This is a genomic window from Streptomyces sp. NRRL S-37, assembly GCF_000721605.1.
Classification (GTDB): domain Bacteria; phylum Actinomycetota; class Actinomycetes; order Streptomycetales; family Streptomycetaceae; genus Streptomyces.
Map to the genome: position 1 here is coordinate 255728 of NZ_JOIZ01000001.1, position 20338 is coordinate 276065.

At 68.5% G+C, this 20338-nt stretch carries 13 protein-coding genes and 2 pseudogenes; 7 read left to right on the plus strand and 8 right to left on the minus strand.

Features of this window, described 5'->3' with window-relative positions; genetic code table 11:
* Positions 1-15: 15 nt before the first annotated feature.
* Entirely contained in the window at positions 16-5100 is a 5085-nt protein-coding gene (locus IH50_RS0101055) for a hypothetical protein (RefSeq protein ID WP_030856222.1), read from the plus strand.
* 69 nt (positions 5101-5169) lie between these two features.
* Here the strand turns inward: IH50_RS0101055 and IH50_RS0101060 are convergent, their stop codons facing one another.
* The 3 genes and pseudogenes from IH50_RS0101060 to IH50_RS42295 all read right to left on the minus strand — a co-directional run.
* Complete coding sequence (locus IH50_RS0101060) at positions 5170-5376, minus strand: DUF397 domain-containing protein (protein ID WP_030856224.1); 207 nt, start codon at positions 5374-5376, stop codon at positions 5170-5172.
* Positions 5373-6191, minus strand: a complete 819-nt coding sequence (locus IH50_RS0101065) for a helix-turn-helix domain-containing protein (protein WP_030856226.1) — start codon at positions 6189-6191, stop codon at positions 5373-5375. The genes IH50_RS0101060 and IH50_RS0101065 overlap by 4 nt, the downstream gene beginning before the upstream one ends.
* Before the next feature lie 245 nt (positions 6192-6436).
* Positions 6437-6768, minus strand: a pseudogene (locus IH50_RS42295) (transposase family protein); the annotation flags it as partial.
* Positions 6769-7028: 260 nt separating this feature from the next.
* Here IH50_RS42295 and IH50_RS0101070 point away from each other — a divergent pair.
* Together IH50_RS0101070 and IH50_RS0101075 are read left to right on the plus strand one after the other, a co-directional pair.
* Positions 7029-7745, plus strand: coding sequence for a DUF4839 domain-containing protein (locus IH50_RS0101070; protein WP_030856229.1), 717 nt, complete (start codon positions 7029-7031; stop codon positions 7743-7745).
* 158 nt (positions 7746-7903) lie between these two features.
* Positions 7904-8203, plus strand: coding sequence for an NIPSNAP family protein (locus IH50_RS0101075; RefSeq protein WP_030856230.1), 300 nt, complete (start codon positions 7904-7906; stop codon positions 8201-8203).
* On the opposite strand, the gene IH50_RS0101080 is transcribed toward IH50_RS0101075, so the two are convergent.
* The 5 genes from IH50_RS0101080 to IH50_RS0101105 all read right to left on the minus strand — a co-directional run bounded on the left by IH50_RS0101080 (position 8197) and on the right by IH50_RS0101105 (position 15479).
* On the minus strand, positions 8197-11733 hold the full coding sequence (locus IH50_RS0101080) for an AAA family ATPase (RefSeq protein ID WP_234328054.1): 3537 nt from the start codon (positions 11731-11733) through the stop codon (positions 8197-8199). The genes IH50_RS0101075 and IH50_RS0101080 overlap by 7 nt on opposite strands.
* A 493-nt stretch (positions 11734-12226) precedes the next feature.
* Positions 12227-12430: a DUF397 domain-containing protein gene (locus tag IH50_RS43115; protein ID WP_037871789.1), complete on the minus strand. Its 204-nt coding sequence runs from the start codon at positions 12428-12430 to the stop codon at positions 12227-12229.
* Positions 12427-13245: a helix-turn-helix domain-containing protein gene (locus tag IH50_RS0101095; RefSeq protein WP_030856234.1), complete on the minus strand. Its 819-nt coding sequence runs from the start codon at positions 13243-13245 to the stop codon at positions 12427-12429. Before IH50_RS0101095 ends, IH50_RS43115 begins: the two co-directional genes overlap by 4 nt.
* A 186-nt stretch (positions 13246-13431) precedes the next feature.
* Entirely contained in the window at positions 13432-14649 is a 1218-nt protein-coding gene (locus IH50_RS39225; RefSeq protein ID WP_234328055.1) for a hypothetical protein, read from the minus strand.
* Positions 14634-15479 carry a hypothetical protein gene (locus tag IH50_RS0101105; RefSeq protein WP_234328056.1) on the minus strand — a complete coding sequence of 282 codons (846 nt, stop codon included), beginning with the start codon at positions 15477-15479 and terminating at the stop codon, positions 14634-14636. The genes IH50_RS39225 and IH50_RS0101105 overlap by 16 nt, the downstream gene beginning before the upstream one ends.
* 1790 nt (positions 15480-17269) lie before the next feature.
* On the opposite strand from IH50_RS0101105, the gene IH50_RS37325 reads away from it, so the two are divergent.
* The 4 genes and pseudogenes from IH50_RS37325 to IH50_RS0101130 all read left to right on the plus strand — a co-directional run bounded on the left by IH50_RS37325 (position 17270) and on the right by IH50_RS0101130 (position 20275).
* Complete coding sequence (locus IH50_RS37325; RefSeq protein ID WP_078913791.1) at positions 17270-17770, plus strand: ATP-binding protein; 501 nt, start codon at positions 17270-17272, stop codon at positions 17768-17770.
* A 159-nt stretch (positions 17771-17929) separates the two neighbouring features.
* Positions 17930-18163 (plus strand): annotated as a pseudogene (locus IH50_RS43275) (AAA family ATPase); the annotation flags it as partial.
* Positions 18164-19200: 1037 nt separating this feature from the next.
* Complete coding sequence (locus tag IH50_RS0101125) at positions 19201-19638, plus strand: hypothetical protein (protein WP_037871790.1); 438 nt, start codon at positions 19201-19203, stop codon at positions 19636-19638.
* Positions 19639-19750: 112 nt separating this feature from the next.
* Entirely contained in the window at positions 19751-20275 is a 525-nt protein-coding gene (locus IH50_RS0101130; RefSeq protein ID WP_030856246.1) for a hypothetical protein, read from the plus strand.
* Positions 20276-20338 lie beyond the last annotated feature (63 nt).

Here is a 20338-nt window from a genome sequence, read left to right on the forward strand (position 1 = left end):
CAGAGGTTTCTCACGATGACGTTCGACTCCCTGGTCAACCGCGGCGACTACTTCTCCGCGCACTACCTCGCCGAGGTCCTGCCCAAGGACCTGAAGTCCGGCCTGCTCGCCGAGTGGAAGCAGCGCGAGGAGGACGCCGCCGGCGCCGAGCGGCCCGAGGGCGCCCTGCCGGTCACCCCGCGCGCGGGCCTGCGGGCGCTGCGCCGCGCCTACTTCGGGGCCCGCTCGTACTTCACGATGGACGAGGAGCGGGCGGCGACCGGCGACGACGCCGTGACGTACGACGCCCCCGAGTGGCGCGACCGCGTGCGCGCACTGAACAGGGAGGTGCTGCGCGCCCTCGGCTTCGACGCCAAGCCGGGCACGCTCACCGTCGTCCGCGCGGACCAGTCGTACGAGGTGACGGTCGCGCACGCCGAGAAGGATCTCGTCGCGCTGGACTGTGGCTGGTCGGCGGAGCCCGATGACGCGCTGGACCCGGACGGGGCGGGGCGGCTGCTGGACGAGCTGCGGCTGGACGGCCAGCACACCGTCGTCACCGGGTCCAAGCTCGCCTCGTTCCTGTTCGCGTGCGAGGACGCGCCGCGCTATGTGCTGCTGCTGGTCGGCGGTGTCGTGGTGCTCGCGGACCGGGCGGCGTGGGGCGAGGGCCGCTACCTGGCGGTGTCGCTGGATGCGTCCCTGGAGCGCAACGACACCAAGGCGGGCGGCGAACTCGACACGATCGCCGCACTGTTCGGCGCGGACTCGCTGCGCACGCCGGAGGAGGGCGGGGAGAACCCTCTGGCTTCCCTGGTCGACAAGTCCACGAAGCACGCGGTGGGCGTTTCGAGTGAGCTGCGGGACGGGCTGCGGCTGAGCGTCGAGCTGATCGCCAACGAGGTCCTCGACCGGATCCGGGAGGGCGGTGTCCGCCCGGAGGAGGTCAAGGAACTCCCCGAGCTGGGCCGCCAGTTGACGCGTGAGTCGCTGCGGTACCTGTACCGGATCCTGTTCCTGCTGTATGCGGAGGCCCGCCCGGAGCTGGGCATCCTGCCGTCGGACTACCCCGAGTACCAGTTGGGGTACGGGCTCGGCCGGCTGGGCGAGCTGATCGCCGAGCGGGATCTCGTCGACGAGAAGTCCCGCAAGGGGTTCTACCTGTACGAGTCGCTGGACCTGCTGTTCCGCAAGGTGCAGGAGGGCTACCGGCCGCGTCGGACGCACGGGGTGGACGCGGAGACGGCATCGGAGGCCGTGACGGCGAAGACGTCGGAGGACATGGGGCTGCGGTTCGAGCCGCTGCACTCCAAGCTGTTCGAGCCGGAGGCGATCCGGCTGATCGGCGCGCGTGCGGTGCCCGACCCGCGGGTCGAGGGCGAGGCCGGTCCTGAGGGCGGGGAGCGGTTCCTCGACACCCGGCTGCGCAACGAGACGCTGTACCGGGTGCTGCGGCTGCTGATGCTCACGCGCGGCAAGAAGCGGGAGCGCGGCGGCTTCATCTCCTACGCCCAGCTCGGCATCAACCAGCTCGGGGCCGTGTACGAGGGGCTGATGTCGTACTCGGGCTTCGTCGCGGGCGAGGAGCTGTACGAGGTCGCGAAGAACGGTGACCCGAAGGACGGTTCGTGGCTGGTTCCGGCGACGAAGGCCGACGAGTACCCGGATGCGGTGTTCGTCCGGCAGAAGGACGAGGGCACGGGCGAGGAGCGGCGGGTCCGGTATGCGCCGGGCGCGTTCGTGTACCGGCTGTCGGGGCGCGACCGGCAGACGTCGGCCTCGTACTACACGCCGGAGTCGCTGACCCGGGTGACGGTGCAGTTGGCGTTGCAGCACCGGTTGGACCAGGACGACACGGTGACGGAAGCGCGCGAACTCCTTGAGTGGAAGATCTGCGAGCCGGCGCTCGGCTCGGGCGCGTTCCTCAACGAGGCGATCAACCAGGTCGCGGCGGAGTACCTGCGGCGGCGGCAGGACGAGTTGGGCGTCGCGATCGACACGGAGAAGTACGCGGTCGAGTTGCAGAAGGCCAAGGCGTACATCGCGCTGCACAACTCCTACGGTGTGGACCTCAACAACACGGCGGTGGAGCTGGCGGAGGTGTCGCTGTGGCTCAACACGATGCATCCGGGGATGGAGGCACCGTGGTTCGGGCTGCACCTGCGGCGGGGCAACTCGCTGATCGGCGGGCGGCGGGAGATCTACTCGGCCGAGCGTCTGAAGAAGGGTGGTTGGCTGGGGACGACGCCGGAGCGCTTCCCGTTGTCGGAGGCGGTGGCGGGGGCGGCGCTGCCTGAGGGAGCGGTGCACCACTTCCTGCTTCCGGCGAAGGAGTGGGGCGCGGTCGCGGCCGAGAAGGAGGCCAAGGCACTGGCTCCGGCGGAGGCGAAGGCGCTGGGTGCTTGGCGGAAGGCGATCACCAAGTCGCCGAGTGCCGCGCAGACGAAGCGGCTTCAAGGGCTGGCCCGGCGGGCCGAGTACCTGTGGGGACTGGTCGTGCGCCGGCTGGAGATCTCCGAGCGGGAGATCTCGCGGCGGGTGGACGTGTGGGGCGCGGAGGAGGGGTGGCTGCGGTCGCCCGAGGTGGCGGTGCCGAGGGAGAAGGTCAAGGCGGACCTGGAGGCCGTTGACACGCCGTACTGGCGGCTGAAGACGCTAATGGATGCGTGGTGCGCGCTGTGGTTCTGGCCGGTGCAGAAGGCTGCGCTGCTGGACGGGTCGGCTGAGGTGTACGCGCGGGCGGCGGAGGTCGCTTCGCAGTCGGCAGGGTGGACGGTGTCGGCGGCGCCGGCTTCGGTTCCGGGTCAGTCAGGTGCGCCCGCGCGGGAGACGTACGAGTCGGAGGACCTGTTCGGTGACGTTCAGGTAGTCGAGGTCAAGTCGAAGGCCGCGCGGGGCGGTAGCCGCAAGGAGCAGATTCGGGGCGAGCGGCGGGCTGTGATCCCGCTGGCCTCGCTGGACGACTGGCTGGACTTCGCCGAGTCGCTGTTGGGGACGCAGGATGTGGCTGCGGACTCGTTGGTGGCGCATTTCGACACGCTGGATGCACTGGAGCGGTACGAGGACGAGTTGCCCGAGTGGATGGGCATGGAGCGGTTCACCTCGCTGGAGTCGCGGTATCCGTGGGCGGGGGTCGCTCGGGATGTGGCTGAGCGGCAGGGGTTCTTTCATTGGGAATTGGAGTTCGGGCAGGTATTTACGCGGGGTGGCTATGACTTGCAGGTAGGGAATCCGCCTTGGGTTCGACCTCGGTGGCAGGAGGACGTGATCCTGGCAGAGTTGGAACCTTGGTTCATGCTGGCAAACAAGCCGAGCGTTGAGGAATGGCGCCTTCGCAAGGAAGGCATACTGGACGCGTTTGCATATGCAAAGAGTTTCCTTCTCGACGAGGTGGCTGCACATGCAGGGGTCGCCGCTACGCTAGGAAGCCCAGCCACGTATCCCGTCCTTGCAGGAACTCAAGGAGACCTCTATCGGGCCTTCATGGCTCGGGTATGGCAACACATCGCACCGCACGGCAGCGCGGGCCTAATCCACCCCGACACCCATTTTGGGGGCGTACGCGAGGGCGCCATCCGGGCCGCCGCATACAGGCATCTCCGCGTCCATGCACAGTTTGTGAATTCGGCGAACTGGGCATTCGAAGATCTTCACCGTGCTATGGAATTCGGGATGCATATCTACGGCAATCCCACAGATCCCGACTTTTTGCATCTTAGCGAGCTGCGCGATGCCGATCTTCTACCCAACTCGCTAGATCATGACGGACACGGTGCGGCACCTGGCGTCAGGCACAATAGCTCTTGGGACATCCGACCACACCGCGAGCGCGTGGTGCATGTGAACTTGCCCCTGCTTGCCAGTTGGGAGGCTTTGGCCGGCTCAACAGGTGGAGCAGCACAGGCCCCGCTGCTCTATCCGCTCCTCGTCGGCGAACAAGGAGCGATCGAGGCCCTGGCCGTCCACCCCCGCAGCCTGAACGACTACCACCCGATGATCTCAAGCGGGTATCACGAAACCGGCGCCAAGAAGGACGGCCTAATCCGCTGGGCAAACCAGGACGTTTCCCAACTTTCGGATGTCATCCTACAAGGACCGCACATCGGGGTCAGCACGCCATTCAATAAGCAACCTAAAATCCCCTGCCGACACAATCAAGATTACTCCGCATGGGATTTGACCAGCCTACCGGCCGACACTATTCCCCGAACAAACTACATCCGCGCGTGCACACAGGATCGATACACAGATAGCCAGGATTTCTGGGGTGATCGCCCATACACCTCCCATTACCGGATGGCTTGGCGAATCATGATTCCCCTCTCCAATGAGCGCAGCTTGTTTGCCGCCCTCATCCCCCCAGGACCCGCCCACATCCATGGCGTACATTCTCTGAAGCTGCCAGACGACACCCTCACCGTCCTAAATGCCGGATTCTGGGCTTCCTTGCCGCTGGACTATCTGCTTCGCATCACCGGTCGAGGAAATCTCATGGCGGGCGAGGCCACAAAGATGCCCGCTCCGGACGCAAACCATCCATTGGCACCTCCCCTCCTTGTCCGCACCCTGCGCCTTAATTGCCTAACTAACGCTTACGCCCCCCTCTGGGAGAGTTTGTTTCATCCGACCTGGCCAGGCTACGAGGAATGGGCAAACCCGGATTGGCCCAATCTCAACCCACTTGCTACCCATCTCACGCCAGAGTGGAAGTACGACACTCCACTCCGCACAGAATACGAGCGTCGCGCTGCCCTCATCGAAATCGACGCACTTGTCTCCGTCTGGCTCGGCATTACCGCTGACCAGTTGGCGGCAATCTACAAATCACGCTTTCCGGTTCTCTCCGAGTATGAGTCAGGAACCTACTTTGACACCAAGGGGAGAAAGATCGCCGCCAATCACAATACTTACGGCTACAATCAGACAAAACAAGATTATGTCGACCTGTTGGCCCATCTGGAAAATCCGGAAACTGTCCCACCCCCAGCCGGCTACAGTGCGCCCTTCTATAAGGTAGATCGTGAGGCCGAGATGCGCGCCGCACACGCGCACTTCCAAGCTCGCTTGGACAAGGAGATCGCCGCTGGCCGCTGGACTCCTCCCGCCAAGCAAGAGGCCTGAACGCCGTTCCTCATGACAACGGTCGGCGCTTCTTAGAGAAGCGCCGACCGTCGAGGGAACCATGCAGGCTCACATCATCTTGAGCAGGGCCGTCCAAGTCGCCGAGCCGACCTTCAATACAGGTCCGCCCTGTGCCACGTACTTCGAGTCGCGCACGTGGACAGCGGCCGCGTCCAGTGCAACCTCAACGCACTCACCGCCCGCGCCACTGCTGTAGCTACTCGTGAACCAGCACAGGTCCGAGCGGGGCTGACGGCTCGCGTCTTCCGTGTTCATAGGTCTCCCAACAGCTTCTGAACGAAGGCCAGTGACTCCGAGGGCGTGAGGCCCTGCGCTCGCAGGATGCCGTACCGCTCCTCGTACCCCCGGACCACCGGCCGCTCACTGTAGAGGTGGCTGTGCTCGTTCACCTCCACATAAGCGATCCTCTGCGCCTTGCCCGTCTCCATCAAGGTGAACGGGCCACCCATTCCAGCGTGTTGGCGCCGGTCCGTTGGCATGACCTGGATCTCGACGTTGCGCTGCTGGCCGTAGAGGAGGATCTGCTCCAACTGCGCCCGCATCACCGCGCTCCCTCCCAGCGGCCGTCGCAGAGTGCTCTCCTCGATGACGAAGCTGATCGTCGGCATGCTCCTGCGCGAGAACAACTCCTGGCGAGCCAACCGGGCGGCTACTCGCTGGTTGACGGTCTCCTCGTCCAGGAGGGGGCGCCACATCTCGAACACCACCCGCGCGTACTCCTCGACCTGCAACAGGCCCGGGACGGCCTGGTTGGCGTACACGTGCAGCTCAACGGCCTCCGCCTCCAACTTCGCCGCATCCCGGAAGAAGGCGGGATACCGCGCCCGGGCCACCTCCTCCTTCATCACCGTAAGCAGCCCGCCGGCCTCCAGCACCGCGTCCGCCCGCTCGATGAACTCCGGCTTCGGAATGCGCCGCCCCAACTCCACCGAGGCCACCATGTCCTCGCCGTAACTGAGCTTCGCACCCAACTCCGCCCGCGTCAGCCCCCTGCTCGTCCGCAGCAACCGCAACTGCTGCCCGAAGCACCGCAGGATGCCCGTCTCGCTCTCACCGTGAGTCGTAGTCACCGTCGACCTCACCTCACCCGCCCACACAATGGCGCCCTCCGCAGATACCACACCCGAACGTCACTCACAGCTCACCCTAGAGACACACACCGTAGCTTTCGCGCCACTTCGGCCCGCTTCCCCCGTACCGGGGACAAGCGCCCGCGACTCCCCCGTACAGCACCCCCATATACACGCCCTCACGCCAGGACCCCGCCCCCACCCAGCTGCTCACGAGAACGTCGCACCGGTTCCAACAAGGCGGACGCATCGACAATGCCGTGTTGTTCGCGAACAGGAGGACATCGTGGACGGCGCCGGGCAGAGTCGGTGAGGCCCGCAGCAGCCGGCCGAAGGGATCGCGAGGACCTGCACGTTCATCCCGTGCTTCTCGCGCTTGCCGGAGTAGAGGGGTCGGTCCACGGCCATGCGGTCGATCGGCAGAGTGTGCCATCCAGGAGCGGTACACCTCGTCGTCGCGGTGCGGGCGGCGCCGGCCAGGGGCCGGGTATCAGGGCGACCAGGAGGTCGACGGCCCCGGTGGCATAGCGGAGGCGGTCATGCTTCCGACGCCGAATCCGGCAGCGAGCCGAGCATGGGGGAGGCGCCTTGGCCGGAGGCTGGGAAAGTGTGTCCTGCTCGCGGGAAGAGGGATGGACCACCAGTGCCGGGCACGGATCGCATCCGGTGGGGTGCCAAGTGCGGAATCGACGGTGTCCGGCGCCACAGCCGTCACGAAGCAGCGTTCGACCTGACAGGCAGGCTTGCCTCCGGTTGAGGATACCGAGTTCCTCCCGGAGTCCCTTATGCTCACGAGGCAATTGGTATGAGCAGTTCATTCAGGGGGAACGGAACCGCATGACCGACGAGATCAAGTACGAGTACAAGACCGTGCGGACAGTTCGCGGCACCGACGGCTTGGTGATCTCGAAGATGCAGAAGGACGGCTGGGAGCTCGTGGAACAGGTCCCGGGCACACTTCGCTCCACCCTCAACTTCCGTCGGCCGAAGAAGCCGCTGCCGTGGCTCCTGATCGGTGCGGGGGCCGCCGTCCTCGTGGTCCTGACCACCATCATCGGCGTTGCATCCGCGCTCAGCGACGGAGACGAGAAGAAGGCCGATTCAGGTAAGCCCACGGCCACCGCAAACAAGAAACCTTCCGCTGCACCTACTCCGGCTGCGGCCGAGCCGGCTGCCACTGAGGTGATCACTCCTGACAACAACCCGGAGTTCGCGGCGCTGCTGACGGCGGACCCATGCGACGACACGAACCTGGACTTCGCGACCAGGTATGAGGGCCGGACGGTCGCGTTCAACGGCTCGATCCGGCACACGGAGCGCTACTCCACTGGCTACCACTTCCTCCTCGGCCCAGGCGACGAGGGACCTCAGACGACAGTCGGCCCGTCCTTCAAGTACGCGGACGTCACCATCTCCGACCTCAAGCTGACCGGCGAGGAAACCCCCGCCACCGTCGTCACAGGTGACAAGTTCCGTTTCGTCGCCGAAGTGGGCGAATTCAACCCGGCCCAGTGCCTCTTCTACCTCGACCCGGTCTCGACAGAAACCCGGTAGTCACGATGGGCAGCCGCCGCCCGGTCGGAGGCGCTGGTTGGGTGCACGCCTCATGGCATACCGTTGGACCGGCCGTTCGAAGCGGTCGTCTGGCAAAGCCCGAGCAGTCCAGCGGTCGGCCTGCCGGTTGTCTCGACCCGACAGGGGGAGCGCGCTCGATGCCCAGGACCACGCAGTTGCGTACCTACACCGTCCGGGACGGTCTGCTCGACGAGTGGGTGGAGCGGTGGCGCACTGACATCGTGCCGTTGCGCCTGGATCTGGGCTTCGAGATCGGCGGGGCCTGGGTGGACCGGGAGCGCAACCAGTTCGTCTGGCTGATCTCCTACGAGGGCCCGGAGACCTTCGCGGAGCGCAACGCGCTGTACTGGGCGTCGCCCGAGCGCAAGGCGATGGGCCTCGACCCGGACGACTACCTCCTGCACACCGACGACCGTACGGTCGAGCAGCGCTACTGATCGCCTGCCGGGTCCGGCGGCAGCAAGTGCTGTCGCCGCTCCTCCGCGTCCAGGGTCCGGAAGACCCGCCCACGCGCCCGCGCTTCCAGCCGGTCGTAGTCCGGGTCCGCCGGCCACACCCGCGCGGTCCCGTCGGCGGACGCGGTGAGCAGGCGCGTACCGTCCTCGGACCACTCCACCGACATCACCTTGTCCCGGTGGACGCCGACGACCGCGAGTTCCTCAAGAGTCGAGGCCGACCAGAGCCGTACTGTCCGGTCGTCCGATCCGGTCGCGATGCGACGGCCGTCCGGCGACCATGCGATGGTGCGTACCCGTCCCTCATGGCCCTTCAGCACGTCGATGCGGCGCCCGGTCGTCGCATCCCACACGGCGGCCGTCCAGTCACCGGAGGCCGTGGCCACACGCGTCTCGTCGGGTGACCAGGCGGCGTCCTCCACGTAGTTGTCGTGGCCCCGGAGCACGGTCAGCTGGGTGCCGTCGGAGGTGTCCCAGAGGCGGCAGGTGCGGTCGTCGGAGCAACTGGCCAGCTTCCCTCCACTCGGAGACCAGGCCACACGCCCCACCCAGTCCTGGTGTCCGGTCAGCTTCCGCAGCTCCGTACCGTCGACGGCCGACAGGACGCGTACGGTGCCGTCGTGGTCGCCGGTCGCGATCCGCCGGGCGTCCGGGGACCACGAGCAGCCCTCGACGGGTGCGCCGCGCAGGTCGAACACCGTGCCGCCGGTGCCGTCCAGAACGCGGAGCAAACCGTCCGCCGTGCTGAGAGCGATACGGTCGCCGTGCGGCGCCCATGCCACACTCCACACCCGTTCGCCGGGCGTCGTCACCGGCCCCGCGGGCGCGCCGGATTCCGCGCTCCAGATCCGGGCCGTCCCGTCGTCCGAGGCGGTGGCGAGGCGGGTACCGTCGCCGGACCACACGGCCTGGTTCACCGGCCCGTCGTGCCCCTGCGCCAGGACGGACTCGGCTCCCCGCGGCTGAAGGTCCCACACCAGGCCGGTGCCGTCCGTCGACGCGGTGGCGAGTTGCGTGCCCGACGGCGACCACACGACGGTCCACACCGTGTCGGTGTGCCCGCGCAGTACCGCCACCTCCTTCGCGTCCTCGGTGCGGACGATGCGGACGGTCCGGTCGGAGGAGGGGGTCGCGAGCAGCCGGCCGTCCGGCGAGAAGGCCGGGTTCCACACGTAGTCGGTGTGGCCGCGCAGCAGCAGTCGCTGTGTTCCCGTGCGGGCGTCCCAGATTCTGGCGGTGTGGTCACCGGACCCGGTGGCCAGGCACTCACCGTCCGGTGACCACGCGATGCCCTCGACGAACTCCTTGTGACCGGTCAGCGTTGCCGTGGCCGTTCCCGTCGCCGTGTCCCAGACGATCACTGTCCGGTCGTGCGACGCGGTCGCCAGTCGCGAACCGTCCGGCGACCAGGCCACTCCCCAGACGTCGCCCGTGTGGCCCCGCAGCTCCTCCACGAGACGTCCGGTGTCGGCCTCCCACACTCGTGTCACCTGGTCCTTGAACGTGGCGGCGACCCGTGACCCGTCCGGCGACCAGGCCACCTGCCGGCCGATGTCCCCTGCGCCGGTGAGCTGCCGGACCGGTTCACCGGACGCGACGTCCCAGACGCGTACGACCTGGTCGCGGCCGGCGGTGGCCAGCCGGGCCCCGTCCGGGGAGAAGGACACCGACTCGACCATGGCCCCGTCGCACGGCAGCACACACAGTGACCGTCCCGACTCCGCTTCGTACACGCGGGCGGTGGCGTCCCTGGACGCGGTCGCCAGCAGCCGCCCGTCGGCGGACCAGGCGATGTCGCGGACCGTGTCCGCGTGCCCTTCCAGCCTGATCCGGGCGTGCCCTGCGGCCAGCGCCGCCATCAGTCCGCGCCGCGCCGCAGGTGTCGGCGCGCACTCTCCGAGAGCTGCCAGGGAAAGGAGCAGCGCGCGCTCGGGCTCGGTCGCCGCGCTCGTGAGCACCTGCCTGCCGATGCTCTCGGAGACACGGCTTAGGAAGGCCAGGTCCCTTCGCTGAGACGCCTCGACGAGCGCACGGGCGGGCGTCGACGCCTGCCCGGCCTCCTCCAGCGCCACCAGCCACCGCTGCGCGACTGCGAGACGTTCCCCGGTGAGGAGGTAGTCCACGCTGTGTCCGGACCGCTCCCAGTCCGCCGCCCACCGCTCCAGCTCGGCGCGCTCCCGCAGCCGTTCCGCCCGCGCTTCCACCTCCTGACGCAGAGGCGCCCACTGACGGAACAACGCCTCGTGCGTGGCCTCGGCGTACGCGTCTCCCGCCCTTCCTTCCACGGCGTCGGAGCGAATGAGGCGCGCCTCGATGAACGCGTCCACCACGTACCGCTCCCGGTCGGTCAGTTCCGACAGTCGTACGGGACGGCGGGCGAGTTCCCGCTCCTCCAGCGTGACGAATCGCAGCAGCACCCGCAGCGCGAAGTCGATGCCGTCCGGGGTGCTGAGTGCCGCCACGGTACTGTCGGCCTGTCGCGCGAGTGCCCCCGCCACACCCCCGAGCTGCCGGTACGTCTCCTCGGTCACCGTGCTGCCCGGACCGCAGGCGAAGTACAGCTCCTGGAGGAGGTAGGCGAGAAGGGGCAGTGCGTCGTCCGTGCCGGTGTCGTCCACGATGGTCTCGACGAGACCGGGAGCGAACGACATGCCCACCAGAGCGGCCGGTCGCTCGACCACCTGCGCGAGCTGTGCCCTGTTCAACGTGCCGAGGGCGACCGGGTGTTGGAGGAGCTGTGCGTGATCGGTGCCCAGGAGCCGTCCCAGCAGGTCCACCCGGCACGTGGCCAGGACTCGGACGGAGGGTTCCTGCCGCAGGCACGCGTTCAGCGTCTCCAGGAACTGGACCTGTTCCCGCTCACTCGCGAGAGTGACGAGCTCCTCGAACTGGTCGATGACCAGCAGCACCCGCTGGAACTGCCCGCCTCGCAGCCGCGACAGCTCGCTCCCGAGACTCTCCGGCCCGTGCCGTAACCGTCGCAGCACGGCACCGGGCGTTTCCTGGCCGCCACCGGCCACGGCCAGGGAGGCGGCCAGGGCGTGCAGCGGGTTCGCCCCCGGCGAGAACGCCGGCACGATGGTCCACCGGCGCCGTCGCAGCCGGGGCAGTACCCCGGCGCGTACCAGCGAGGACTTGCCGCTGCCGGACGCCCCGGTCAGCAACAGGAACCGATCGGCGGGACCGGGCGCCGAGGCGTGCAGCCTCCGTGTCAGTTCAGCGGCCTGCGCCTCCCGGCCGAAGTAGACGGCTGCTTCGTCCTCGCTGTACGCGTCCAGCCCCGGGTACGGAATACGGTCACGGGGCCACTCCGTCCGCTCGGGCGCCGGGTTCTCCAGCCTGTACACGACGACCTGCCCGATCACCATCGTGACGATCAGCAGCCCGATGGCCGGCACGGCCCCCCGCCGGATGACCTCCAGCACCCAGGGTGCCTCGTCCGTGCTGGTGGCGTAGTTGGTGGCGATGCCGAGCAGACAGGCGACCAACGCCAGCAGAATCTGGAGCGCCACTTGCAGACGATGCCTCATAAGACACCGTTCCTCTGCAGACCGGCTCGACACCCGCGCAGCACTGTGACGCCCCCGTCTTGTTCGTCCGCCATACCGCTCTGAGTCCTGTCCATGCATCCGACCTGCACCGAACTCACGGACAAGGGACGCGAGAGAACAACGGTGGACATGATCCAAGGTCGACCACGGGGGAACAAGACAGCCTGTGGAAACCAGCCATACGACGTATGGCCTGGACTCCTGCGGCCCCTACGACTCGACTTCGGCGAACAGCTCATCGAAGACCGTGTCGCACAGCTCAAGGACGACGGCGTACTCGATCTCGTCGTCCGCGCTTCGCCGGCTCTGTCCAGGCCGCCGGTAGACCTCCGGGCATCTGCCGCACTCGTCCTCTCGCGCGGTGGCCCCTACCGGCAACCGCGATGGCCAGCACCCACCCACCAGGAGAAACGACGTCCTAGCCCAAGTCGCACGGGCTCACGCGGTAACAAACTCAGATCGCCCGAAGCATTGCCGTCCATGCCACCGAACCGACCCGCAACGCAGGCCCGTTCTGCGCCACGCACTTCGAGTCACGCACGTGCACGGCAACCGCCGTAAGGGCCACCTCGACGCACTCGCCACCCGACCCGGTGCTGTAACTGCTGGTGCGCCAGTGCAGCTTGACGTCACTTTGCGTCGCGTCTTCCGCGTTCACAGTTCTCCCAACATCTTCTCGAGGAGCCCCAAGGACTCACGTGGAGTCAGGGCCTGAGCACGCAGGATGCCGTACTGCTCCTCATACTCGCGCACCGGCCTCCGCTCAGTGAAGAGGCGGCTGTCGTTCCGCGCCTCGACATAGGCGAGCCGCTGCCCCTTCTGCGTCTCGTAGAGGGTGAACGGCCCATCCAGCGCGGCATGTTCCACACATCCGACAGGCATGATCTGTACGACCACGTTCCGGTGCTGCGCGCGAAGCAGGACCTCCTCCAACTGGCCCCGCATGACGCCCCACCCGCCAAGCGGCCTCCGCAGCACGTGCTCCTCGATGACGAAGCTGATGGTGGGAAGGGGCTGACGGTCGTAGATCACCTGGCGTGCGAGACGGGAGCTGACCCGCTGGCTGACGACCTCCGCGTCCATCAACGGCAGCCACATCTCGCAGACCGCCCGCGCATACTCTTCGGTCTGCAACAGGCCCGGCACGGCCTTGCTGGCATACACATGCAGCTCAACGGCCTCCGCCTCCAGCTTCGCCGCATCCCGGAAGAACGAGGGATACCGAGCCCGAGCCACCTCCTCCTTCAACGCCGCCAGCAGCCCGCCGGCCTCCAGCACCGCGTCCGCCCGCTCGATGAACTCCGGCTTCGGAATCCGCCGCCCCAACTCCACCGAGGCCACCATGTCCTCGCCGTAACTGAGCTTCGCACCCAGCTCCGCCCGCGTCAGCCCCCTGCTCGTCCGCAGCAACCGCAACTGCTGCCCGAAACACCGCAGGATGCCCGTCTCGCTCTCACCGTGAGTCGTAGTCACCGGCCACCTCACCTCACCCACCCGCACCGTGGTAACGCCCCGCACCACACCCGGCCATCACTCACAGCTCACTCTAAAGACACGTACCGTAGCTTTCGCGCCACTTTCCCCCGCTTCCCCCATACCGGCGACAAGCGCCCACGCTCCCCCGTACAGCCGCCGCCCGTACACCCGCGCCCGCGTGGTTCAGCGCCACTCCAGGAACACCGTGTCGTTGGTCATGGACTCAGCGGAGACAGGAACCGCGGCCCCTTCCCCCGAGGTCGACACCACCCGGAAGTCGCCCCGACCCAACGGCTGCCCCGAGCGGTCGTTGGGCAGGTGAACGGACGCGATGAACTTCTCACCGTCCGCCGACACCACCATCCCCTCGGCGACCCTCCCGTCGTCCTCACGGACCACGGCGACGGCGTTCCCCTCGACGCGACCGCTACGAGCGTCCATGGTCCGGAAGTTGTCCGACTGCGTGCGACACAGCACCCGTTCGTCCGCGACCCAGCCGACGATGCCGACGCACCCGCTGAGCAGGGTCGCGGAGCGACCCGACGCGGCGGTGAGCGGTCCCGAGGAATCCCGGGTGTGGAAGACATGCCCGTAGATCTTCGGCGCGGTCGCGGTGAGGCGTCGGCCGTCGGGAGCGAGGTGCACCATGTCGGCCTGGACGGCGCGCGGGGGCCTCCCGGTGACGGTCAGGGGGAGGTCGTGTCCGATCGCCGGACCCTTGTCCGACAGCCGGTGATCCCCCTCCGTGGACCGCGAACCGATCCTGCGCTCACCCTCGGCGGTGATGTACGTGAACCACACACTGCGCCCGTCGGGCGCCATCACCGCGTTCTGCTCGTCGTCACTCCGCCCGTCGCTGAGGCGCACGAAGTCGTCGGCGTTGCCACCGCTCTCCACGTAGCCGGTGTGTGTCGTCCTGCCATCCGCGTCCCGGAACACCACCGCCATGCGCGTGTACGCCAGGTCGAACAGGGCGCGGACCCGAGGAGTCACGTACTCCAGGTCATCCACGGCGTAGGGCGACGGCCTGTCCGAACTCACCCCACAGAGGTCCACGAGAGGGCTGTGGACGTCCCTCACCTCCGGGTAGTTGGTGAACGCGGCGTCGACCGGGATGAAGAAGTTCCGGGTCTCGCGCACTTCCCACCGCTCGGGGTCCCAGGCCTGCACGTCGACCCCGGCGTAGCGCGCGCCCATGCTGCACGTGGCGGTGACGACCGTGTCTTCACGGGTGAACGGGCTGTCCGGAAGGGCGTATCCGCGGTTACCCCAGTAGGGCGCCGAGGAAGCCGGCGCCGGCCCTTCCTCCTCCTCGGACTGCGAGGAGCCGCATCCCTGGACGCACAGGAGGGCCAGCACGGCGACGAGGACCGCGGCCTTGCCTCTCAGAGCAGGGAGCACAGGTTCCCCTCGGGCTTGTCGTGGCACGGCGTCCAGGGAACGGGCCCGAAGACCCAGCTCTGCCGGGGGTTCTCAGGCACGGACTCCGTGCGGATGCGCAACGGCTCGCCCTGGTCGTCCTTCAGCCGGACCCACCGTCCTTCCGGCCGGTGGGTGTCGTTGTAGTGGACCTGGACGCCCCACTCGCAGGTCTGTCCCCGCGGCGCGATGACCTCCGCCCGGAGCCCGCCCGACGACTGGCCGTTGCCCACCTCCACGAAGCGATTGTCGAAATAGGGTTCGCCCTGGCCCTCGGTGTCGTCGGTCAGCACCGGTTCGTCGGCGCGGGGCGGGAGGTGCAGCCGGATTCCCTCGTAGGCGACCCCGCCCTGCGGCGGGCGGCCGATGACGGCCTGCGTGGTGCTCTTCCGGCAGGTGAGGTCGGTGACTTTCCAGTCGTTGATGGTCACCGCGTACTGGCGTGTGCTCATCACCGTCATCCTGAACGTGTCCGAGAACTCCATGCGCCCACTGGAGGTCTGCGCCTCCTTGTACCGCTGCGGAGCGTGCTCAAGGAACGGCGCGTAGGCGAGCGGACGGCCGCCCAGGGACGTGAGGTAGGAGAAGACGTCCGGGCTGGCCTTCATCTTCCGGACCTCTTCGTCGGTCAGCGTCCGGTCGAGCACCATCGCCCACTCATTGGGCTCACTCCGCTCGGGTCGCACCGACACCGTGAACGGCGGCTGGGAGGCGTCGTACTCCTTGTTGGAGTCGTTCTCCTTGGTGACGCTCGGCCCGATCATGACGTAGGCCAGCAGTGCTCCGCCCAGACCTCCCAGCACAGCGCTCACCGCTGCCACCGTCAGCCACAGCCTCCTCTTGCGCCGGGAGGCTCCGGCGGGCACGCCTAGCGCTTCGGGAAGGACCGTCCGCAGACCGTCGTCGGCCCCGCTGCCCGCGCCGGGGGAAGCCGGAGGCGGCACGTCCGAGGGTCGCGTCGGCGGGGGCGGCACAGGGGCGGACGCTGAGGTCCCGTCCGGGGTTCCGTTCTGCCCTGCCGGTCCCGGCGCGGTGCTTCCCCCACCGCTCCCGGCGGTGTTCGGCCCAGGTTCCGGTGTCCCGCCCGCTGGCGCGGTCGCCGTCATGCCGTCCCCTCACGACGTGATCCCTGCTTCCGAGGCCGGTGCACCGGCCCGGAGTCCCCACGGCGCCCCTTCCCACCGGGTATCGCCGCCCCACCCACCATAAGGACGACTACCGCAGACGTCACGGGAGTTGCCCCACTCGCTGCCGGGGCGCCGATCCGGTCAAGGATCGGGTGAGGCCAGGGAGTCAGCGATGAACCCACAGGCCGCCGACCCCCGTACAGCATGCTGGGCGAGCCGGTCGAAGGCCCGTACGCAGCGCTCCACCCGACTGGGCTGGATCAGGGTCCGGGCGGTGTCCAGCGTGGGGGCAGGGGCCCGTCCGCCATCGGTCACGGTGCAGGGCACCACCGGCCGGACAGCCCGCTCCGCGGCGAGCGGACGATGGCCACGGCACCCCTGGGCCGGCCCGGTACGGCCGGCAGGTGCCGTACCGGGCCGCCGTCCTCGCGGCGTCGGCGACACGATGCGGACGGCGTGTCCCTTCACATCGGCCGTTGGGCGAGTCTGCGGCGGCGGATGCGGCCCCCGCACCTTGAGGGTGGGTCGCAGGTGTGCGCGCTCCACTCACCCCGCACGGCAGTCCGTCCGCAATCGTCCTGCCGGGGCGCGGAAGAGGGGCGCGGTGTCGGCTCTCCCGTGGTGCCTCGTTGACGCCGCCGGTGCTCGAGCGCTCGGGGCCAAAGATGCAGCAATCCCTGGAATCGGCCGGCGTCAGGGCAGGTCCGGCGGGGGCATACGTCGGTTCGAAGCACCGCCTGGGGGTGCAGTGCCTCGCCTGCCGCACGCAAGGCCCGCGCCTTCCTCACCTGGTCCGACGTCAGCCGCGACGTCACCCTGCGGCTGGAGGCACAGCGCGCCGAGCAGGCCGGCACCGGCGAGGTCTCGGAGGGCGAGGAACCGGGCGTGGCGCGCCTGCCGACCGTACCGGCGCAGTGGGTGTGCGCGCTCCGTCCTCGCGCACGTGGCCGACCACACGCCGCTCCCCGGAGCGGAGACGCGGCTGCTGGTACTGACGCTGCGCACCGCGCACACCGGTACCGGCAACCTCGTCGGCCAGGACGCCACCGGGCTGGGCCTGACCGACCCGGAGGACCTGATCGGCAAGCTCACCGACTGCGGCTGCGCCCCAGGGTGGGGATACCCTCTGCGCCGATCCGGGCACCTGAGAGCCGAACACCTCATGGCCGTCCCGCCGGTGGCGAACGGGCGGGAGCACGGCACCGATGGCCCGGTGACGCCGAAACGGATCCGCCCCCACCTGGCCCGTACGACCGTCACCATCCGACCATCGGCAGCAGCACCGGCACCGGCAGATACCGGGACAACACCTTCCGCACTGCTGACACACCCGGACCGGGGCGGGGCCCACCGGGCCGGCTCGTCCCCCAAGGGCGGGCCCTGTCCAACGGGCGCTCGCCCCACGGACGTACAACGCCTCCCCGTACAGGCGTCGCTGCTGGTCACCGGCCGGTCCCGGCCACCACGCTGGTGCCATGCACAGTCCCTTCCCACAGCGCCCCCGGCGGCTCTCCCTGCTTCCCATGCCCTCCGCCGAGTTCGCGATGGCGTTCGCCTCGACCCCGCGCGGCGCCCGCCTGGCCCGGCTGTTCGTCGCACACTGCCTGGACTCCTGGGGTCACCCCCACACCGGCAGGGTCAACGAGACGCTGACCCTGATCACCGCCGAGCTGTGCGCCAACGCCGTACAGCACGGGCGCGTGCCCGGCCGGGACTTCCACGTCCGGCTGGCCGTCGAAGCGGACGGTGCACGACTGCGCCTGGAGGTCTCGGACACCCGCGCGGAACGCCGGCCTGCCGTGGCCACCTCCTCGGACACCGCCCCGGAGTCCGAGTCGGGACGCGGCCTCCTCCTCGTCACCGCCCTGGCCGACGACTGGGGCGTCTCCGACCGTCACGGTGGTCCCGGCAAGACGGTGTGGGCGGTGGTGAGGTCCGCGCCGGACCTCCGTGAACCCCGCGTGTGCTGTCCGTGATCCGACCCGGTCCGCGCGACATCCCGGGCCCGCCCCGCACCGGACCGCACGCCCGGCGGCCTTCGAGCCGCGTACGGACGGGAGGGGAACACAACGGCGCGGCCACCTGCCCGGCCCGATCCGCCGCATCGCGATCACCGACCCGATAGGTTTCGTCCCATGCCTGGCCGCCTCCTCGAACTGCACGTCGAGAACTTCCGGAGTCTGCGCGACGTGACCGTGCCGCTCGGTCCGCTCACGGTGTCAGTGGGCCCCAACGGCGCGGGCAAGTCCAATGTGCTGAAGGCGTTCGACTTCCTCGCCGACATCATCCGTACCGGCCTCCAGCCGGTGCTCGACGCCCGCGGCGGCGCCGACATCAAGGTCATCCTGCGGGGCGAACGCCGCCCGACGCACGCCACCCTCGACGAGGACCCCCGCTCCGTCGCCGCCCTCTACGACGAACTTCTGGCCCGCCTCGACCACCGCAAGGCCCGACAGCTCGGCATCACCCTCACCGTGAACCGCCGCCCCACCCTCGAGGAACTCCAGGACGCCGTCGAACGCCACCACCTGTCCGCCGTCCGCCTCACCCCTCGCCACTGACGAGGTCTCGGCCGCCACACGCTGCCTCGACGGCCGGGACCAGCACAGCAGTCCGAAGACGAGGACCGGTGGACCGGGTTCGGCTCCACCAGAACGGCCGCGACCTCGCAGTACGGGGACGTCGGTCCGGGTTCCGGCGCGTCTGGCCGACGAATGGGCCGACGACCATGACGAACGGCTGTGGCATGTCAGGGCGGCCAGGGAGAACCGTTGTCTGGCAGCAACATCCGCCACCTCCAATGGTGATCTTGTGAGTCGCGGGCGTATCTTTCGCCCCATGAGTGAACAGCCGTCCATACGCAATGAGTTGAGCGGCGATGTCGGGGGGCACGTGGTGCAGTCCGGGGCCATCCACGGCGACGTGGTATTCAGCTCGCCCGCCGCCCCGATGAGTCGGGAGTCAGCGGAGCTGCGACGCCGTTGGGAAGAGCGCCAACGACGCGTCCTTGACGCGGAGGATGCCCAGCGAGCGGCAGATCAGCGCAGATTCACTGACTACATACGAGTCGTCCGCAGGAAGCGACGTTTGAACCTGTGGGTCTTGCTGCTTGAAAGCGTTCTCGTGGTGCTCGGGCATCTGCGCGTATTTGCTGCGGCAGCACTCCTTGAGGCATTCGCGCTTCTGTTTGGCGTCATATCCGTGTTCGGGTGGATCCGTTGTTCCGTAATCATCAGGAGGGCGGAATCGGGGCGAACAATCAGGATTCCGCGATCCCGGTGGATGTGGTGAGCAGGGACCGCCGCTCGTGCGCCGATGAGCGTACGACGTACGTCAGCGCATCGGCACCGCGGGCCGTCGGCTCCAGGGGTACTGTGGTCGCCTCAGTTGCCGCGAAGGGGGTTCGGTGGAACCAGAGTTGATGGCACTTGCTGCCGCAGGCGCCACGGCATTCGTTGAGCAGATGGCGGCGGACTCCTGGGCGCAGGCCCGCGATCGCATCGTCTCGTTCTTCTCGCGTCGTGACGGCGGCGAGGAAGGTGTGATCGAGGGAGAGCTGGAAACCTCGCGCGGAGAACTGGTGGCGGCGATGGAGTCCGGCGACGAGCAGACCACCTTGGATGTTGAGGCGGAGTGGCGTACGCGGTTGCGGCGTTCTTTGCTGGCCAATCCAGCCGCCGCTACCGAACTTCAGGAAATGCTTGATGAGTTGGCGCCCGATCGGAAGAATCAACAGGTCGCGGATGTCCACAATACGATCAGCGGGGGCGTGCAGCACGGCCCGGTGGTTCAGGCCGGCAACGTGGGCTCGCTCAGTTTCAAAGCACACCCCGGTCAGGGATGAGGTCGAGGGCCCGCCACCGCCACCGGGTAATGCGCGGGCGTCCCACCCAGCGACTGTCCTATTCTGACCGCTGCCGTCCATGTCGGGACGGGCTCGACGGAGGGGCGGCGGAGTGCCGGACGTGTACAAGATCATGCTGGACGCCGAGCTGAGCAAGGCGTTCGACGTGTGGTCGGGCTATCTGGACGCCCGGACCGGCGAAGACCCCCAGGCCCGTGCACGCCTGCGTGCCATTTTGCAGTCGGCGCGCGAGGCGGCCGCCGAGGGCGATCCCGCGTCCGCACGCGCCCTGGTGGCGGAAATGTACGACGCCGCGCGCGAAGCCGGCCTTCCCTGGGCCCCCGTACCGCCCGACCCCTGCACGGCGGACCGGCAGGCGCACGACTACGCCAAGGACGACCTGCGGGAGGTCCTCCCTGTATACCTGCGCGAGGAACTCGACAGCATCGCGATCTACCTGAGCGTCACGGGCCGCCGCCTCCGGGCCGCCCCCGGCCTGGACACCGCCACCCGCCGGGACATCCTCTACATCAGGGCCCGCGCGAGCATGGCCCTCGACCTCGCCCACCCGACGGCAGCGCGACGCGAACTCGAACGCCTCGAAGCCATCGCACGACGCTGCGGCGTGGAACCCTGAGAACCGGGCCCCGACGGCCGCGGCCTCCCCCCGGCCGAAGCCGCTCGGAGATCATTCACGGGA